Origin of the sequence: Pseudomonas sp. SCB32, assembly GCF_009189165.1 — a bacterium.
Classification (GTDB): Bacteria; Pseudomonadota; Gammaproteobacteria; order Pseudomonadales; family Pseudomonadaceae; genus Pseudomonas.
This window is the reverse complement of the sequence record NZ_CP045118.1, coordinates 3,972,903-3,989,842: the sequence shown is the minus strand read 5'-3', so window position 1 is coordinate 3,989,842 and position 16,940 is coordinate 3,972,903. Positions and strand designations below refer to the sequence as shown.

The 16,940-nt window shown below is 65.1% G+C and carries 14 protein-coding genes and 1 pseudogene; 4 read left to right on the top strand and 11 right to left on the bottom strand.

Annotation, left to right across the window (positions count from 1 at the left end; all coding sequences use genetic code 11):
* Positions 1–144 precede the first annotated feature (144 nt).
* From ccoP (GA645_RS18165) to ccoN (GA645_RS18130), 8 genes are all read right to left on the bottom strand, one after another.
* A complete protein-coding gene (gene ccoP, locus GA645_RS18165) occupies positions 145–1,110 on the bottom strand; it encodes a cytochrome-c oxidase, cbb3-type subunit III (protein ID WP_152224379.1) in 966 nt (321 codons plus the stop codon).
* The gene (locus GA645_RS18160; protein WP_152224378.1) at positions 1,107–1,298 is read right to left on the bottom strand and encodes a cbb3-type cytochrome c oxidase subunit 3; all 192 of its coding nucleotides are present in this window, start codon (positions 1,296–1,298) and stop codon (positions 1,107–1,109) included. The genes ccoP (GA645_RS18165) and GA645_RS18160 overlap by 4 nt, the downstream gene beginning before the upstream one ends.
* Positions 1,299–1,303: 5 nt before the next feature.
* Positions 1,304–1,912 carry a cytochrome-c oxidase, cbb3-type subunit II gene (gene ccoO, locus GA645_RS18155; protein WP_152224377.1) on the bottom strand — a complete coding sequence of 203 codons (609 nt, stop codon included), beginning with the start codon at positions 1,910–1,912 and terminating at the stop codon, positions 1,304–1,306.
* Positions 1,912–3,354: a cytochrome-c oxidase, cbb3-type subunit I gene (ccoN, locus tag GA645_RS18150; protein WP_152224376.1), complete on the bottom strand. Its 1,443-nt coding sequence runs from the start codon at positions 3,352–3,354 to the stop codon at positions 1,912–1,914. Before ccoN (GA645_RS18150) ends, ccoO (GA645_RS18155) begins: the two co-directional genes overlap by 1 nt.
* A 334-nt stretch (positions 3,355–3,688) precedes the next feature.
* Positions 3,689–4,612, bottom strand: a complete 924-nt coding sequence (gene ccoP / locus GA645_RS18145; RefSeq protein WP_152224375.1) for a cytochrome-c oxidase, cbb3-type subunit III — start codon at positions 4,610–4,612, stop codon at positions 3,689–3,691.
* The gene (locus GA645_RS18140) at positions 4,609–4,800 is read right to left on the bottom strand and encodes a cbb3-type cytochrome c oxidase subunit 3 (protein WP_152228188.1); all 192 of its coding nucleotides are present in this window, start codon (positions 4,798–4,800) and stop codon (positions 4,609–4,611) included. The genes ccoP (GA645_RS18145) and GA645_RS18140 overlap by 4 nt, the downstream gene beginning before the upstream one ends.
* Positions 4,801–4,805: 5 nt before the next feature.
* A complete protein-coding gene (gene ccoO, locus GA645_RS18135) occupies positions 4,806–5,414 on the bottom strand; it encodes a cytochrome-c oxidase, cbb3-type subunit II (protein WP_152224374.1) in 609 nt (202 codons plus the stop codon).
* A 10-nt stretch (positions 5,415–5,424) separates the two neighbouring features.
* Positions 5,425–6,849 carry a cytochrome-c oxidase, cbb3-type subunit I gene (gene ccoN / locus GA645_RS18130; RefSeq protein WP_152224373.1) on the bottom strand — a complete coding sequence of 475 codons (1,425 nt, stop codon included), beginning with the start codon at positions 6,847–6,849 and terminating at the stop codon, positions 5,425–5,427.
* Positions 6,850–6,962: 113 nt separating this feature from the next.
* On the opposite strand from ccoN (GA645_RS18130), the gene GA645_RS18125 reads away from it, so the two are divergent.
* Entirely contained in the window at positions 6,963–7,661 is a 699-nt protein-coding gene (locus GA645_RS18125) for an alpha/beta fold hydrolase (RefSeq protein WP_256675961.1), read from the top strand.
* An 89-nt stretch (positions 7,662–7,750) separates the two neighbouring features.
* Positions 7,751–8,923, top strand: a complete 1,173-nt coding sequence (cprA, locus tag GA645_RS18120) for a cationic peptide resistance protein CprA (RefSeq protein ID WP_152224371.1) — start codon at positions 7,751–7,753, stop codon at positions 8,921–8,923.
* A 229-nt stretch (positions 8,924–9,152) separates the two neighbouring features.
* Here cprA and GA645_RS18115 read toward each other — a convergent pair whose 3' ends face one another.
* On the bottom strand, positions 9,153–10,718 hold the full coding sequence (locus GA645_RS18115) for a PAS domain-containing methyl-accepting chemotaxis protein (protein ID WP_152224370.1): 1,566 nt from the start codon (positions 10,716–10,718) through the stop codon (positions 9,153–9,155).
* Between the two features lie 179 nt (positions 10,719–10,897).
* Positions 10,898–13,630, bottom strand: a complete 2,733-nt coding sequence (gene acnA / locus GA645_RS18110; protein WP_152224369.1) for an aconitate hydratase AcnA — start codon at positions 13,628–13,630, stop codon at positions 10,898–10,900.
* 315 nt (positions 13,631–13,945) lie between these two features.
* Between acnA and GA645_RS18105 the strand changes: the two are divergent.
* A pseudogene (locus GA645_RS18105) lies at positions 13,946–14,215 on the top strand (23S rRNA (cytidine(2498)-2'-O)-methyltransferase RlmM); the annotation flags it as partial.
* Between the two features lie 129 nt (positions 14,216–14,344).
* Complete coding sequence (locus GA645_RS18100) at positions 14,345–15,223, top strand: MaoC family dehydratase (protein WP_152224368.1); 879 nt, start codon at positions 14,345–14,347, stop codon at positions 15,221–15,223.
* Positions 15,224–15,331: 108 nt separating this feature from the next.
* On the opposite strand, the gene GA645_RS18095 is transcribed toward GA645_RS18100, so the two are convergent.
* Positions 15,332–16,888 (bottom strand): alpha/beta hydrolase, encoded by a 1,557-nt coding sequence (locus GA645_RS18095; protein WP_152224367.1) that lies wholly within the window; start codon positions 16,886–16,888, stop codon positions 15,332–15,334.
* Positions 16,889–16,940: the final 52 nt, after the last annotated feature.

The window sequence follows — 16,940 nt, the reverse complement described above, 5'->3', positions numbered from 1 at the left end:
GCACGCCTGACAATGATACGGCGTGGTGGGTGTCGCAACCGTGCGACAGTTGGTCGCGTAAGAAATTATGGACCCAGAAATAGAGCGGCGCCGGTATGGAAACCGGCGCCGCTGGGTGTTGCTATGGAGTAGGGCAGGGGAGGCTTATTCGGCGCTCTTCTGACCTTCGCCGTGGGACAGGCTGTATACGTACGCAGCGAGCAGGTGAACCTGGTCTTTGCCCAGACGCTCCAGCTGAGCCGGCATCTGGCCCTGGCGGCCGTAGCGGATGGTCTGCTGCAGCTGGGCGAAGCTCGAGCCGTAGATGAAGGCAACCGGGTGGGTCAGGTTAGGCGCGCCCATGGCGGGGGTGCCTTTGCCTTCCGGACCGTGGCAAGCCACGCAGTTGGTCTGGAAGATCTTCTGACCGTTGGCGACCTGCTCGTCAGTCACGCCTTCGGGCAGTTTGCGGCCGTCCAGCTTGGTGGTGACGAAAGCGGCTACGTCGTGAACGCCGGCATCGCCGATGACTTCGCCCCAGGCCGGCATGGCCGCGTGGCGACCGCCTTCGATGGTGGCAACGATGTCCTTCGGCTCGCCGCCCCACCGCCAGTCTTCGTCGGTCAGGTTCGGGAAACCGTGGGCGCCCTTGGCGTCGGAGCCGTGGCAGACCGAGCAGTTGGAAGCGAACAGGCGGTTACCCATTTTCAGGGCTTGCGGGTCCTTGGCGACTTCCTCGATCGGCATGGCGCCGAACTTGGCGTACAGCGGGCCGTACTTCTCGTCGGCCTTGGCCATCTCCTTCTCCCACTGGTGCACGCCGGTCCAGCCGGCCTCACCATTGGCGAACTCGGCCTTGTCCTGATAGCCCGGCAGCAGGCCTTTCCAGTTGCCCAGGCCCGGGTAGAGGGCGAGGTAGGCGAGCGCGAAGACGAAGGTGGCCACGAACAGCATGAACCACCACTTCGGCAGCGGGTTGTCGTATTCCTCGATCCCGTCGAAGGAGTGGCCGACGGTTTCGTCGGTGGCTTCGCTGCGCTGGCCGCGACGGGTAGCGAACAGCAGCCACGCCAGGGCGAAGATGGTGCCCAGGGTAAGTACGGTGACGTACAGACTCCAGAAGGTAGTCATTCTTTGTTGCTCCTAGAAGCTTGTTCTTGCTCGACGTGCTTCATGGCTACCGGGTCGTCCACGAAGGGCAGCAGGGCGTCCTCGTCGAAGCGCTGCTTGCGCTTGCCGTTGTAGGCGAACAGGAGAACGCCGATGAAGCCAATCATCACCACGACAGTACCCAGGCCGCGAATCGTCCCGATATCCATTGCACTCACCGTTTGCTTTTGATGATGGTCCCGAGGCTTTGCAGGTAAGCCACGAGCGCATCCATCTCGGTTTTGCCTTTAACGGCGTCACGGGCGCCGGCGATGTCTTCGTCGGTGTAAGGCACGCCCATCGAGCGCATCACTTCCATCTTCTTCGCCGTGTCCTTGCCGTCGAGCTTGTTCTCGACCAGCCAGGGGTAGGAGGGCATCTTCGACTCAGGCACTACGTTGCGCGGGTTGTACAGGTGCGCGCGGTGCCAGTCGTCGGAGTAGCGGCCGCCAACGCGGGCCAGGTCCGGGCCGGTACGCTTGGAACCCCACAGGAACGGGTGGTCCCAGACGCTTTCGCCGGCGACGGAGTAGTGGCCGTAGCGCTCGGTCTCGGCGCGGAACGGACGGATCATCTGCGAGTGGCAGCCCACACAGCCGTTGGCGATGTAGACGTCACGGCCTTCGAGCTGCAGCGCGGTGCGCGGCTTCATGCCTTCCACCGGCTTGTTGGTCACGTCCTGGAAGAACAGCGGGACGATCTGGGTCAGACCACCGATGCTCACGGCGATGACCATGAAGAAGGCCAGCAGGCCGATGTTCTTCTCGACTGCTTCGTGCTTCATCAGTGGGCTCCTACAGCGGGAATCTGAGCGGCGGCATCGGCGTCAGCCAGCTTGAAACCGCGTACGGTACGGAAGGTGTTGTAGGCCATCAGCAGCATGCCGGAGGCGAAGAAGGCGCCGCCCAGCGCACGGACCATGAAGCCCGGGTGGCTGGCCTGCAGGGCTTCCACGAAGGAGTAGGTGAGGGTGCCGTCGGCGTTGACCGCGCGCCACATCAGGCCCTGGGTGATGCCGTTGACCCACATGGAGGCGATGTACAGCACGGTACCGATGGTGGCCAGCCAGAAGTGGGCGTTGATCAGGCCAACGCTGTGCATCTGCTGACGGCCGAAGACCTTCGGAATCAGGTGGTACAGGGAGCCGATGGAGATCATCGCTACCCAACCCAGAGCGCCGGCGTGTACGTGGCCGATGGTCCAGTCGGTGTAGTGCGACAGCGAGTTGACGGTCTTGATGGCCATCATCGGGCCTTCGAAGGTGGACATGCCGTAGAAGGCCAGGGAAACCACCAGGAAGCGCAGGATCGGGTCGGTGCGCAGCTTATGCCAGGCGCCGGAGAGGGTCATCATGCCGTTGATCATGCCGCCCCAGCTCGGAGCCAGCAGGATCAGGGACATCGCCATGCCCAGGGACTGGGCCCAGTCCGGCAGTGCGGTGTAGTGCAGGTGGTGCGGGCCGGCCCAGATGTACAGGGTGATCAGCGCCCAGAAGTGCACGATGGACAGGCGATAGGAGTAGATCGGACGCTCGGCCTGCTTCGGAACGAAGTAGTACATCATGCCGAGGAAGCCGGTGGTCAGGAAGAAGCCCACGGCGTTGTGGCCGTACCACCACTGGATCATCGCGTCGGTGGCGCCGGAGTACAGCGAGTAGGACTTGAACAGGCTGACCGGGATCGACATGTGGTTGACGATGTGCAGCATCGCGGTGACCACGATGAAGGCGCCGTAGAACCAGTTGCCGACGTAGATGTGCTTGGTCTTGCGCTTGACGATGGTGCCGAAGAACACCACGCCGTAAGTGACCCAGACCACGGCCAGGAGAATCGCGATCGGCCATTCCAGCTCGGCGTATTCCTTGGTGGTGGTGTAGCCCAGCGGCAGGGTGATGCCGGCGGCCACGATCACCGCTTGCCAGCCCCAGAAGGTGAAGGCGGCGAGGGTGTCGGAGATCAGACGGGTCTGACAGGTGCGCTGTACGACGTAGTAGGAGGTGGCGAACAGAGCACAGCCGCCGAAGGCGAAGATCACCAAGTTGGTGTGCAGCGGACGCAGACGCCCGAAACTGGTCCAGGGAAGGTCCAGGTTCAGTTGGGGCCAAACCAACTGTGATGCGATGTAAACACCGAGCCCCATCCCAAGTATCCCCCAGACCACCGTCATGATGGCGAACTGGCGGATGACCTTATAGTTATAAGCAGTCGGACTGATTGCTGTGCTCATTCTAAGGTTCCACGGTTTTTGAGTATTTATGGACAAAAAAACGGCGGCAAGTATGGAGAAAGCAGATAGGCAATGCAACGCGCCGAGCCTAGGGCCAGGGCTGGTTCGATGCCTGCTTCAGAGCGCTTTCGGCCGCTGTTCGCCGGTTATCCCGAGTCGCCCCGATCAATCCTTGAATCAGGTCAGGGTAGTCATATTGCAGGTTTGCGAATGGAAACCAGCTTAGACGCGAACTTTGAGGGTGTGAAGAATGGGGAGTAGGAGGGTGCGACACTTCGTCGCGAGATGCGGGGGAACTCGCGCCCGGTGATGGGCGCGAGTGAGGGGAGGGTAATTACTTCGCCTGGCCGGAGATGTTGTAGATGTAAGCGGCGAGGATGTGCACCTTGTCCTTGCCCAGGTACTGCTCCTGCGCCGGCATCTGGCCCTGGCGGCCGTGACGGATGGTCTGCTGCAGTTGCGCGTAGCTGGAACCGTAGATGAAGGCGCCCGGGTGGGTCAGGTTCGGCGCGCCCATCAGCGGATTGCCCTTGCCTTCCGGACCGTGGCAGGCGACGCAGTTGGTGGCGAATACCTTGCCGCCGTTGTCGACCTGCTCTTCGGTCACGCCATCGGGCAGCTTGCGGCCGTCCAGTTTGGCCGTGACGAAGGCGGCCACGTCCTGCACGCCCTTGTCGCCCAGCACGTCACCCCAGGCCGGCATGGCCGCGTGGCGGCCGCCGAGGATGGTGGTCTCGATGCTCTGGGCGTCGCCGCCCCAGCGCCAGTCTTGGTCGGTCAGGTTCGGGAAGCCGACCGCGCCCTTGGCGTCGGAGCCGTGGCAGATGGAGCAGTAGGTGGCGAACAGGCGCTCGCCCATTTTCAGGGCTTGCGGGTCCTTGGCGACTTCTTCTACGGGCATCGCGGCGTATTTGGCGAAGATCGGGCCGTACTTCTCCTTGGCCAGGGCCTCTTCGCGCTCCCATTGCTTGTCTTGGGTCCAGCCGCCGTCATAGCCCGGCAGGACGCCTTTCCAGTTGCCCAGGCCCGGGTAGAGCACCAGGTAGCCAGCGGCGAAGACGATGGTGCCGACGAACAGCAGGAACCACCATTTCGGCAGCGGGTTGTCGTACTCCTCGATGCCGTCGAAGGCGTGGCCCATGGTCTGGTCGGTGGTGTTCGCGTTCTGGCCGCTGCGGGTGGCGAAGACCAGCCACAGCAGGGCGATCAGCGAACCGACGGTTAGAACGGTGACGTACAGACTCCAGAAGGTAGTCATGCGTTGTTGCTCCTAGAAGCTTGCTCTTGCTCAGCGTGCCGCTTGGCGACCGGGTCATCCGCGAAAGGCAGCAGCGCGTCCTCGTCGAAACGCTGCTTGCGCTTGCCGCTGTATGCCCAGAGCAGAACGCCGACGAAGGCGACCATCACGATGACGGTGCCCAGGCCACGAATGGTCCCGATATCCAATGTCGTCACCGCTTGTTCTTGATGGAGGTGCCGAGAACCTGCAGGTACGCGACCAGCGCGTCCATTTCGGTCTTCCCTTTGACGGCGTCGCTGGCGCCGGCGATGTCTTCGTCCGTGTAGGGCACGCCCATGGTGCGCATCACTTGCAGTTTCTTCGCCGTGTCCTTGCCATCGAGCTTGTTCTCGACCAGCCAGGGGTAGGCGGGCATCTTCGACTCCGGCACCACGTTGCGCGGGTTGTACAGGTGCGCGCGGTGCCAGTCGTCGGAGTAGCGGCCGCCGACGCGAGCCAGGTCCGGGCCGGTACGCTTGGAGCCCCACAGGAACGGGTGGTCCCAGACGCTTTCGCCGGCGACGGAGTAGTGGCCGTAGCGCTCGGTCTCGGCGCGGAACGGACGGATCATCTGCGAGTGGCAGCCCACGCAGCCGTTGGCGATGTAGACGTCACGGCCTTCCAGTTGCAGGGCGGTATAAGGCTTCATGCCCTCTACCGGGGTGTTGGTCACGTCCTGGAAGAACAGCGGAACGATCTGGGTCAGGCCACCGATGCTCACGGCAACCGCCATGCACAGCGCCAGCAGGCCGACGTTCTTCTCGAGTACTTCGTGTTTCATGTCGGTCTCCTCAGGCCATCTGCGCCGCGGCGTGCATTTCAGCCGGCTTGGCGGCCGCTACGGTGCGCCAGGTGTTGTAGGCCATGACCAGCATGCCCATCAGGAACACCGCACCACCGATCATCCGCACGATGAAGCCGGGATGGCCGGCGGCCAGGGCTTCGACGAAGGAGTAGGTGAGGGTGCCGTCGGCGTTGACCGCGCGCCACATCAGGCCCTGGGTGATGCCGTTGACCCACATGGAGGCGATGTACAGAACGGTGCCGATGGTGGCCAGCCAGAAGTGGGTGTTGATCAGGCCCACGCTGTGCATCTGCTCGCGACCGAAGACCTTCGGGATCATGTGGTACAGGGAGCCGATGGACACCATGGCGACCCAGCCCAGAGCGCCGGCGTGTACGTGGCCGATGGTCCAGTCGGTGTAGTGGGAGAGGGCGTTGACGGTCTTGATGGCCATCATCGGGCCTTCGAAGGTGGACATGCCGTAGAAGGCCAGGGAGACCACCAGGAAGCGCAGGATCGGGTCGGTGCGCAGCTTATGCCAGGCACCGGAGAGGGTCATCATGCCGTTGATCATGCCGCCCCAGCTCGGAGCCAGTAGGATCAGCGACATCACCATGCCCAGGGATTGTGCCCAGTCCGGCAGCGCGGTGTAGTGCAGGTGGTGCGGGCCGGCCCAGATGTATACGGCGATCAGCGCCCAGAAGTGCACGATGGACAGGCGATAGGAGTAGACCGGACGTTCGGCCTGCTTGGGCACGAAGTAGTACATCATGCCGAGGAAGCCGGCGGTGAGGAAGAAGCCCACGGCGTTGTGGCCGTACCACCACTGGATCATCGCGTCGGTCGCGCCGGAGTACAGCGAGTAGGACTTGGTCAGGCTGACCGGGATCTCCAGGTTATTGACCACGTGCAGCAGCGCCACGGTCAGGATGAAGCCGCCGAAGAACCAGTTGCCCACGTAGATGTGTTTGGTCTTGCGCTTGATCAGGGTGCCGAAGAATACGATCGCGTAGCTGACCCAGACGATGGTGATCAGGATGTCGATCGGCCATTCCAGTTCGGCGTACTCCTTGGAGGAGGTGTAGCCCAGCGGCAAGGTAATGGCGGCCAGCAGGATCACCAGCTGCCAACCCCAGAAGGTGAAGGAAGCGAGGGTGTCGGAGAACAGGCGGGTCTGGCAGGTGCGCTGCACAGCGTAATAGCTGGTGGCGAACAGTGCGCAGCCGCCGAAGGCGAAGATCACGGCGTTGGTGTGCAGCGGACGCAGGCGTCCGAAACTGGTCCACGGCAGGCCGAAGTTGAGTTCTGGCCACACCAGTTGCGCGGCGATCAGGACACCGACGGCCATGCCGACGATCCCCCAGACCACTGTCATAATGGCGAACTGGCGGACCACCTTATAGTTATAAGCGGTCTGATTGGTTGTGCTCATTTATGGGCTTCCATCCACGGTTATGGGCTATGCCCATCCCGGCAGGTTTTTTACGGCAGATGCCGCCCCTCCCCCTTGGGATAGGTACTAATTAGGAATTAGCGGAGTGAAGGATGGATAAAGGCCCCTCGAGGAATATTGATTCCGGTCAATTGCCGTCAGAAACCCGGAAAGCTCTGGCCTGCGGTGCTTTGTCGCTGCTACGGAACCCGGCACAGGGCGAGCTGTCGGCTACGCTGGTCCTCGCCCATGGCGCGGGTGCGCCGATGGACAGTCCCTTCATGGACGACATCGCCGCGCGCCTGGCGGAGCGCGGCATCGCCGTGCTGCGCTTCGAATTCCCCTACATGGCGATGCGCCGGGAAGACGGACGGCGGCGTCCGCCCAATCCTCAGAAGCAGCTGCTGGAGTGCTGGCGCGCGGTGTATGCGCAGGTGCGTGCCGAAGTGCCCGGCAAGCTGGCGATTGGCGGCAAGTCCATGGGCGGGCGCATGGCCAGCCTGCTGGCGGATGAGCTGGGCGCCGATGCGCTGGTCTGCCTCGGCTACCCCTTCTACGCCGCCGGCAAGCCGGAGAAGCCTCGCGTGGCACATCTCGCCGAGCTGAAGACGCCGACCCTGATCATCCAGGGCGAGCGCGATGCGCTGGGCGACCGGCCCACGGTCGAGGGTTATGACTTGTCACCGGCCATCCAGCTGCACTGGCTGGCCGCCGGCGACCACGACCTCAAGCCGCTCAAGGCCTCCGGACTGACCCACGAGCAGCATCTGGAAAGTGCCGCTGCAAGGATCGAAGCTTTCCTATTGCGCTAATCGCTCCTTAATGCAGGCCAACCTATCCTCGCCGGCGTCGGCTCCCAGGAGCCGGCGCCCCGCTTCCAGAGGACAGGCCGAAGGCTGCCATGAACCCCCAATACGCTGATCGCATTGCCACCCCAACTCCCCGATTCGCCCCCGGCGCCGCGCACAGCCTGCTGCTGACCGGCGCCACCGGTTTCCTCGGCGGCGCAGTTGCCGCTCAACTGATCGCCGAAGGACATACCCCGGCGCTGCTGTTCCTGGTTCGTGCCGACTCGCCCGCACAGGGGCTGGAGCGGCTACGCGACAACCTTCGCCTGCACTGCGTTTCCGAGGCTTCGCTGGCCGCCCTGCAAGACAGCCAGATCCTCTGCGGCGACCTCCTCGACACGACCTGGCTGAAAGGCGAGCGCGCCCGCCTGATGCGCGTGGAGCACGTGATCAACTGCGCCGCCGTGGCGTCGTTCTCGAAGAACCCGAGCATCTGGCCGGTCAACGTCGAGGGCACCTTCGCCTTCGCCCGCCTGCTCAGCCAGTCGCGCAACCTCAAGCGCTTCCTGCACGTCGGCACCGCCATGTGCTGCGGGCCGCAACGCGAGTCGCCGGTCAGCGAGTCCTGGGAGTTCCCGGACAGCGAGGAGCAACTGGTGGACTACACCGCCTCCAAGGCCGAGATCGAGCGCCGGATGCGCGAAGAACTGCCGCAGTTGCCGCTGGTGGTGGCGCGGCCGTCCATCGTGGTCGGCCATAGTGAGCTGGGCTGCCGCGCCTCGGGCAGCATCTTCTGGGTGTTCCGCATGGGCTTCGCCCTGGAAAGCTTCACCTGCGGCTTGGACGAACAGATCGACGTGATCCCGGTGGACTACTGCGCCGAGGCGCTGGTCGCCCTGGCGCTCAAGCCGACCTTGAGTCACAGCCTCTACCACATCTCCGCCGGCCACGGCTCCTCCTGCACCTTCGGCGAGATCGACCGCGCCTACGCACTCGCCCGTGGCGAGGAACCGGTGGGTGAGCGCTACCGCAAGGTCAGCGCCGAGGACCTGCGCGAGCTGGCGGGCAGTTTCGAAAGCCGCATCGGCAAGGCCAACCCGCGCCTGGTGCTGCGTGCCTTGCGCCTGTACAGCGGCTTTGCCGACCTCAACTACCTGTTCGACAACCAGCGCCTGCTGGACGAAGGCATCGCCCCGCCGCCGCGCTTCACCGACTATGTGGATGTTTGCGTGCATTCCTCGCAGGAAGTGAGCATCCCGGCGCAGATGCAGTGGGACTTCAAGTAAGGACGCGTTCGCTCACTCGGCGGGCTGTGCGGGAGCGGATCAATCCGCTCCCGCGCCTCAGCCCTCTGCCGGAAGGGAGAGGGGGTTGTTCGGCGCGTGATGGGCTAGGGGCGCCATGTCCTCGGCCTGGTTAATGGCTTTCCAGGTCGCGGCCGTGTTTTGCCAATAGCCCATTGCGACCCCTCTCCCTTCCGGGAGAGGGTTGGGGAGACGCCAGGAGCGGGCGAACCTAGCGGTTGAACCGCTCCACCAGCGAATACTGGCGGTGTGCGGTCTGGGTCAGTTCTTCGCTGAGCTGCGCGGTGCGCTGGGCTTCGCCGGAGGTCTGGTCGGCCAGGTCAGCGATGGTGCTGATGTTGCGGTTGATCTCTTCGGCCACCGCGCTCTGTTCTTCCGCCGCGGCGGCGATCTGGGTGGTCATATCGGTGATGTTGGCCACCGCATCGCTGATGCCCACCAGGGCATTGTCGGCACGCAGCACGCGCTCCACGCCTTCGTCGGCCTGGCGACGGCCGGCCTCCATGGCGCGCACGGCCTCGGTGGCGGTGTGCTGCAGGTTGGCGATCAGCTGGTGGATCTGTTCGGTGGACTCGGCGGTGCGCTGGGCCAGCGAGCGGACCTCGTCGGCCACCACGGCGAAGCCCCGTCCCATTTCACCGGCGCGGGCGGCCTCGATGGCGGCATTGAGCGCCAGCAGGTTGGTCTGGTCGGCGATGCCCTTGATCACATCCACCACGCCGCCGATCTCGTTGCTGTCGCGAGCGAGCTGGCTGACCGCTTCGCCGGTTTCACCCACGGAGCTTGAGAGGCGCTGCATGGCCTCGCGGGTCTCCGCGGCGATCAGGCGGCCCTGGCTGGTCAGGTCGTTGGCCTGGCGGGTGGCGTCGGCGGTGCGCTGCACATTGTCGGCCACTTCCTGGGTGGTGGCGGCCATCTGGTTGACCGCCGTGGCCACCTGTTCGGTCTCCTGGCGCTGGCGATCCAATCCGGCGGAGCTGTGGTGCGCCAGGGTGTCGGCCTGGCGGGCCTGCTCGGTCAGGTATTCGGCGGTGTCCTGCAGGCGGGTCAGGCAGGTCTTCAGGCGCGCTTCCTGGCTGAGGATGGACATTTCCAGGCGCGCCTGTGCGCCTCGGCTGTCGGTATACATCTGCGCGATCAGCGGGTCGGAGGTGGTCTGTTCGGCCAGCTGCAGCAGACGCTTGAGGCCGCGTTGCTGCCAACTCAGGCCGGCGAGGCCCAGCGGGATCGAGAGCAGCGCGGCGAGCAGGAAACCCCAGTGGGAATCGAGCCAGGCGCCAACGAGAAAGGCGACCTGGCCGATCAGGATGAAGGGCAGCCAATCCAGCAGCACCGGCAGCCAGCGGTCGCGGCTCGGGATCGCCGTCTTGCCGGCATTGATCCGCGCATACAGCGCCTCGGCACGGCGTACCTGCTCGGCGGTGGGCTTCACCCGCACCGATTCGAAGCCGATGATCTCGTTGCGTTCGAAGATCGGCGTCACGTAGGCGCTGACCCAGTAGTGATCGCCATTCTTGCAGCGGTTCTTGACGATGCCCATCCATGGCCGGCCCTTCTTCAGGGTGGTCCACATGTGCGCGAACACCGCTGGTGGCACATCCGGGTGGCGCACCAGGTTGTGCGGTGCACGCAGCAGTTCCTCGCGGGAGAAGCCGCTGATGGCGGTGAAGGCGTCGTTGACGTAGGTGATCACGCCGCGGGCGTCGGTGGTGGAGATCAGCCGCTGGTCGGCGGGGAAGGTGCGTTCACGCTGGGTGATCGGCTGGTTGTTGCGCATGTGAGGGGCATTCCACAGCAGAAGCAAATCGCTTGGTCGGGATATCGGCCGCCGGATCAGCAAGTTGATGGTTGTTTCAGAAAAATGTCAGAGCTGCACTGGATGATAGCCGGGTGCTATCAGTCACGGAATCCTGCGAAAGTCGTGGGGCGGCCCGTTGCGGGCCACCCCCGAGGGGTTCAGATCAGGCTGCGCAGCACGTAGTGGAGAATGCCGCCGGCCTTGAAGTATTCGACCTCGTTCTGGGTATCGATGCGGCAGAGCACCTCGAAGCTGTCCTGGCTGCCATCCTCGCGAGTTACGCCGACCTTGAGATTCATGTGCGGCTTCAGTTCCCCGGACAGCCCGCTGATGCTCAGCACTTCCTTGCCGGTGAGCTTCAGGGCCTTGCGGTCCTTGCCGTCCTTGAACTGCAGCGGCAGCACGCCCATGCCCACCAGGTTGGAACGGTGGATGCGCTCGAAGCTCTCGGCGATCACCGCTTTCACGCCCAAAAGGTTGGTGCCCTTGGCCGCCCAGTCGCGGGACGAGCCCGTGCCGTATTCCTTGCCGGCCACGATCACCAGCGGCGTGCCGTCCTGCTGGTAGCGCATGGCGGCGTCATAGATCGCCAGCTTGTCGCCGGTGGGTACGTAGAGCGTGTTGCCGCCTTCCTCACCGCCAAGCATCTCGTTCTTGATACGGATGTTGGCGAAGGTGCCGCGCATCATTACCTCATGGTTCCCACGCCGTGAGCCGTAGGAGTTGAAGTCGGCGTAGGCCACGCCGTGCTCGCTGAGGTAGCGCCCGGCAGGACTGTCCTTCTTGATGTTGCCGGCTGGGGAGATGTGGTCGGTGGTCACCGAATCGCCCAGTACCGCGAGGATGCGGGCTTTCTGGACGTCCTCGACCTTCGGCGGCGCCTCGGCGATATGCTCGAAGAAGGGCGGGTGTTGGATGTAGGTGGAGTCGTCCTGCCAGGTGTAGGTCTTGGCGTCCGGCACCTGGATCGCACGCCATTTCTCATCGCCCTGGAAGACTTCGGCGTACTCCTTGTGGAACATCGCCGTGTCGACCTTCTGGATCGCCGCGGCGATTTCCTGCTGGGTCGGCCAGATGTCCTTCAGGTAGACCGGCTTGCCGTCCTTGCCGGTGCCCAGTGGGTCCTTCGTCAGGTCGGTGCGTACCGTGCCGGCCAGGGCATAGGCCACCACCAGCGGCGGTGAGGCCAGCCAGTTGGTCTTCACCAGCGGGTGCACGCGACCTTCGAAGTTGCGGTTGCCGGAGAGCACCGAGGCGACGGTCAGGTCGGCCTGCTGGATGGCCTTTTCGATCGGATCGAGAAGCGGGCCGGAGTTGCCGATGCAGGTGGTGCAGCCGTAGCCGACCAGGTCGAAGCCCAGCTCGTCCAGGTAGCGAGTCAGGCCGGCGGCGCGGAAGTAGTCGGTGACCACCTTGGAGCCGGGTGCCAGGGAGCTCTTCACCCAGGGCTTGCGCTGCAGGCCCTTCTCCAGCGCCTTCTTCGCCAGCAGGCCGGCGGCCATCATCACGCTGGGGTTGGAGGTGTTGGTGCAGGAGGTGATGGCGGCGATCACCACGGCGCCGTTCTTCAGCCGGTGGGTGTCGCCGTCCTGTTGGTACTCGATTTCGCCGGATGGCGTCGAGGCCCCCACCGCGGCGCCACCGCCACCCTCGCTGAGCAGGCGGCCTTCCTCGGTGGAGGAGGGCTTGATCTGCAGGCCGAGGAAGTCGTCGAAGGCCTGGCTGACGTGGCCGAGGGCGACGCGGTCCTGCGGGCGCTTCGGCCCGGCCAGGCTGGCCTCGACCTCGCCCATGTCCAGTTGCAGCGAGTCGGTGAACACCGGCTCGTGGCCCTTCTCGCGCCACAGGCCCTGGGCCTTGGAGTAGGCCTCCACCAGCTTGACGACTTCATCCGGCCGGCCGGACAGGCGCAGGTAGCCCAGGGTGATCTGGTCCACCGGGAAGAAGCCGCAGGTGGCGCCGTATTCCGGAGCCATGTTGGCGATGGTGGCGCGGTCCGCCAGGGGCAGGTCGGCCAGGCCGTCGCCGTAGAATTCGACGAATTTTCCGACCACGCCTTTCTTGCGCAGCATCTGGGTGACCGTCAGTACCAGGTCGGTGGCGGTGATGCCTTCCTTCAGCTTGCCGGTCAGCTTGAAGCCGACGACTTCGGGGATCAGCATCGATACCGGCTGGCCGAGCATGGCTGCCTCAGCCTCGATACCGCCGACGCCCCAGCCGAGCACGCCGAGGCCGTTGATCATGGTGGTGTGGGAGTCGGTGCCGACCAGGGTGTCGGGGAAGGCGTAGGTGCGGCCGTCTTCATCCTTGGTCCAGACGGTGCGCCCCAGGTACTCCAGGTTCACCTGGTGGCAGATACCGGTGCCCGGCGGCACCACGCGGAAGTTGTCGAAGGCATTCTGGCCCCAGCGCAGGAAGGCGTAGCGTTCGCCGTTGCGCTCCATCTCGATCTCGACGTTCTGGGCGAAGGCGGCCTGGCTGGCGAACTTGTCGACCATCACCGAGTGGTCGATGACCAGGTCGACGGGGGACAGCGGGTTGATCTTCTGCGGGTCGCCGCCGGCCTTGGCCATGGCATCGCGCATGGCGGCGAGGTCGACTACCGCCGGCACGCCGGTGAAGTCCTGCATCAGCACGCGGGCGGGGCGGTACTGGATCTCGCGGTCGGAGCTGCGGGTCTTCAGCCAGCCGGCCAGGGCCTTGAGGTCATCGCCGGTGACGGTGTTGTCGTCCTCCCAGCGCAGCAGGTTCTCCAGCAGGACCTTCAGCGACATCGGCAGCTTGCCCAGGTCCCCCAGGCTCTTCGCCGCTTCGGGCAGGCTGTAGTAGTGATAGGTCTTGCCGGCGACTTCCAGGGTGCGCAGGCTCTTCAGGCTATCCACGGCAGGCATGACATTCTCCTCAGACTTGGATCGGCAACGTGCTGCCGATACGTGGCGAAGGGTGGGTAAAGCACCCTGATCCATCGCAGAAAAAACGCGATTGGTATCGATCTCCGCCATGCGCGGTCATCACCGGCGCCCGTTGGCGGCGGTGCACCAGAACACTCAAGCTAGACCGCTGTGCAGGGTCTTGCCATCTGTTCTGGACCGGTAGCCCGGTATGAGGGTTCCTGCCAAATGACGGCCATGGTCGGAGAACTCCTGCGAATCTGAATGTAACCGTCGCAGGCAACCTCTACAGTGCGCGGCCGAAGAGACACCGCGATGAACACTCTGTTACTGCATCGCCGTCCGGGAATCGAGAACGAGGTCTGCGCCGAGCTGTCCGAGCGCGCCGCGCGCCTTGAAGTCCCCGGTTACGCACGGGCCAGGCCGTCTACCGCCTATGCCGAGTTCGTCTGTCAGGAGGCCGACGACGCCGAGCGACCCATGCGCCAGCTGCGTATTTTCGCTCTGATCGTTCCGCACCAGGGGGCGCGCGGGACGGGCTTCACCGCGCTGCCGGAGCAGGACCGCATCGGCGCGATCCTTGCCGCGTCGCCTGGATAGGGGCGAGTGCTGACGACGCGGAACTGCCACGCTGCGCCACCCGACCTTCGGTGACTTGTCGCGGCGCGCCGCATTGGCCCATGCTGTGCGGCGCGAGATCTTCCGGAGACCTTCGTGAAGCGAAAGTTGCCCTCCCTGCTGGGCAGTTACAGTCGCATGCTGCTGCCGCGCCGAGGCCTCGGCCAGGGCGAGCGCGTGCCCTACCTGGCGATGGATAGCCGAACCCTGCATTTCGACCTGCGCCACCTGCGCGCGTACCGCCAGCACTTCGGCCTCGATCCGTCGCTGGGCGTACCGCTGCTGTATCCGCAGGTGATCAGCCTGCCGTTGCACCTGCGCCTGCTCAGCCGCTCGCGCATGCCGCTGTCGGTGCTCGGGCTCATCCACTTGCGCAGTCATATCCAGCGCTACCGCATGCTCGACGAGCACGAACCGCTGCAGTTCGACTGCCGCATCCTGACCAGCCGGCGCAGCGCGCTGGGCCTGGAGGTGGACGTGCTCACCGAGGCCTGGCACCACGACATGCTCTATTGGCAGTCGATCACCACCTACCTGCGCCGTGGCGATTTCCTCGAACCCGGTGCCGAGCCCGATCCGCTGCCGGAACGGGCCCAGTGGCATACCCTGGAAGCGCCGATCCATGCCGGTGTGCAATGGCGCGTGCCGAAGATCGTCGGCTGGCGCTATGCGGGCCTGAGCGGTGACTTCAATCCGCTGCACCTGTCGCGGTTGATGGCTTCCCACTACGGCTTCGGCAAACCCTTCGCCCATGGCATGTGGGGTCTGGCGCGCAGCCTGACCGGCCGCCGTCTTGCCGAGAACGTGCGGCTGGATGCGCACTTCAAGGCGCCGTTGCCATTGGGTGGCCAGGTGAAGCAGAGCTATCGGCGGCTGGGTACGAAGGAGCAGTGGGCATTGCTGCCGGCCGACGGGGAGGGCGAGCCGATGCTGCTGGCACAGCTGGACGAGGAACCGGGCGGGCCGTTGCGCTGATGGACCGTCCTTCCGGCCAGATCGCGGATCGTCCCGGCGAACTCCGAAACCCCTTGTAGGAGCGCCCCATGGGCGCGATCGCGGGCATGGCCCGCTCCTACAGGTCGATCACCGGTTTTCGGCTACGCGAGGTTGTAGCGGCACCAGGCTCGGCAATTGCACCTCGCCCTGCAATTCCACCGGCGAAATCCGCCAGGAACTGTTGAACAGGTACTGGCCGCTGAAGCCGCTCACCAGCAGTCCGATCTCGTCCCCCGGCGCCAGGCTCGCGCTGACCGCGTTCAACCGCGTAGTGCCCTGGTTCGCCAGTGGTTTCACCTGCTCATCCAGCCGACGGGTGTGGCCGTCAGCACTGCGAATCGCCATCGCGACGAACACCTGGGCGTCGGGCTGTGGGGACAGCGGCTGCGCCAGACGGATTTCCGCGCTGCCGAGCAGGGCGCTGTGCTCGCTTACTTGCTGCAATGGGACGAACCTGGAAGGTTGCACCAAGCCGCTCACCGCCGGGCGGATCGCCGTTGCCGGTAGCGCCACGGTCGGGCCGGGGGGCGGCAGTTCGTTCAGCGCCACACCCTGGTCGAGGTCCAGGCTGATGCACAGGTCCGGCACGCTGTCGGCGGCGCCGGCTCGGCCGCGCAGCTTCTCTTCATACCAGGCGACGATGCCCTGGTAGAGGTTGATGGCGCGCGGACCGCAGTGGATCACCGGCTCGTTGTTGAAGGGCGGCAGCCCACTCCAGGCCTGCAGCGGCGGGGGCAGGATATGCCCGCCCTGCATGCCCAGCAGGCGCACGTCGGCCGGGCCCTGCTTGAGGCACTGGCGGATCTGCAGGCCCTGGTCGAGCGGGAACAGGGTGTCGCGCATGCCCTGGATCAGCAGCGCGTCGGCGTGGGGCCGGCGGCCCTCGGAGCAGTAGCGCGACAGGCTGTGGTCGTGCAGTTCAGCCTGTACCGGCCCGGCCATGCGCCCGCCGGCGGTGTGCAGATAGTCGGACTGGACGAACTTGCCCAGGTCATAGCCGGTGGCCAGTCCCAGGCTGACCAGCACGCCGCCCCAGCCGATCTTCAGTTGGCCATCCGGCGCCAGGGCATCGGCCAGGTCATACCAGGTGGCGATGGGGACGATGGCGTCGATGCGCGGGTCTTCCGCCGAGGCCAGCAATTGCACGGCGCCGCCGTAGCTTTCGCCGAGCATGCCGACGCGCGGGTCATTCGGCCCGTCCATCAGTATGCGGGGCAGGTGTGCGGCGGCCCAGTCGATCACCGCGCTGGCGTCCTGCACTTCGAACTGCGGGTTCATCATTTCGATGCGCCCGTCGCTGCCGCCCCAGCCGCGCTGGTCGTAGCTGACCACCCAGTAACCGGCCTTCCACGCCTTGAGCGCGGCGCGTCCGGACATCATGGTCTTGCCGTAGAAACCTTCCGGCCCGGTCACCCTCCAGCCACCCCAGCCGTGGGTGTGGACGATCAACGGGGCGGTTTCTCCGGCCTTGAGTGCCGGCTGGAAGACCGTGGCGGAGAGTTTCGTGCCGTCGCGGGCGATGATGACCGCCTCGAACCAGGTGGCCGGCAGGTCCTTGCCGGCGCTGGCGCTGAAGTCGGGAACCTGGTCGCGGGCGGCGCAGCCGGCGAGCAGCACGAGGCACAGGCAGAGGAAGGCGCGCATCGAGGCTCCTTGAAGAGCGTGGACGGATCGGGCGAATGCGCCAGCATGCCCG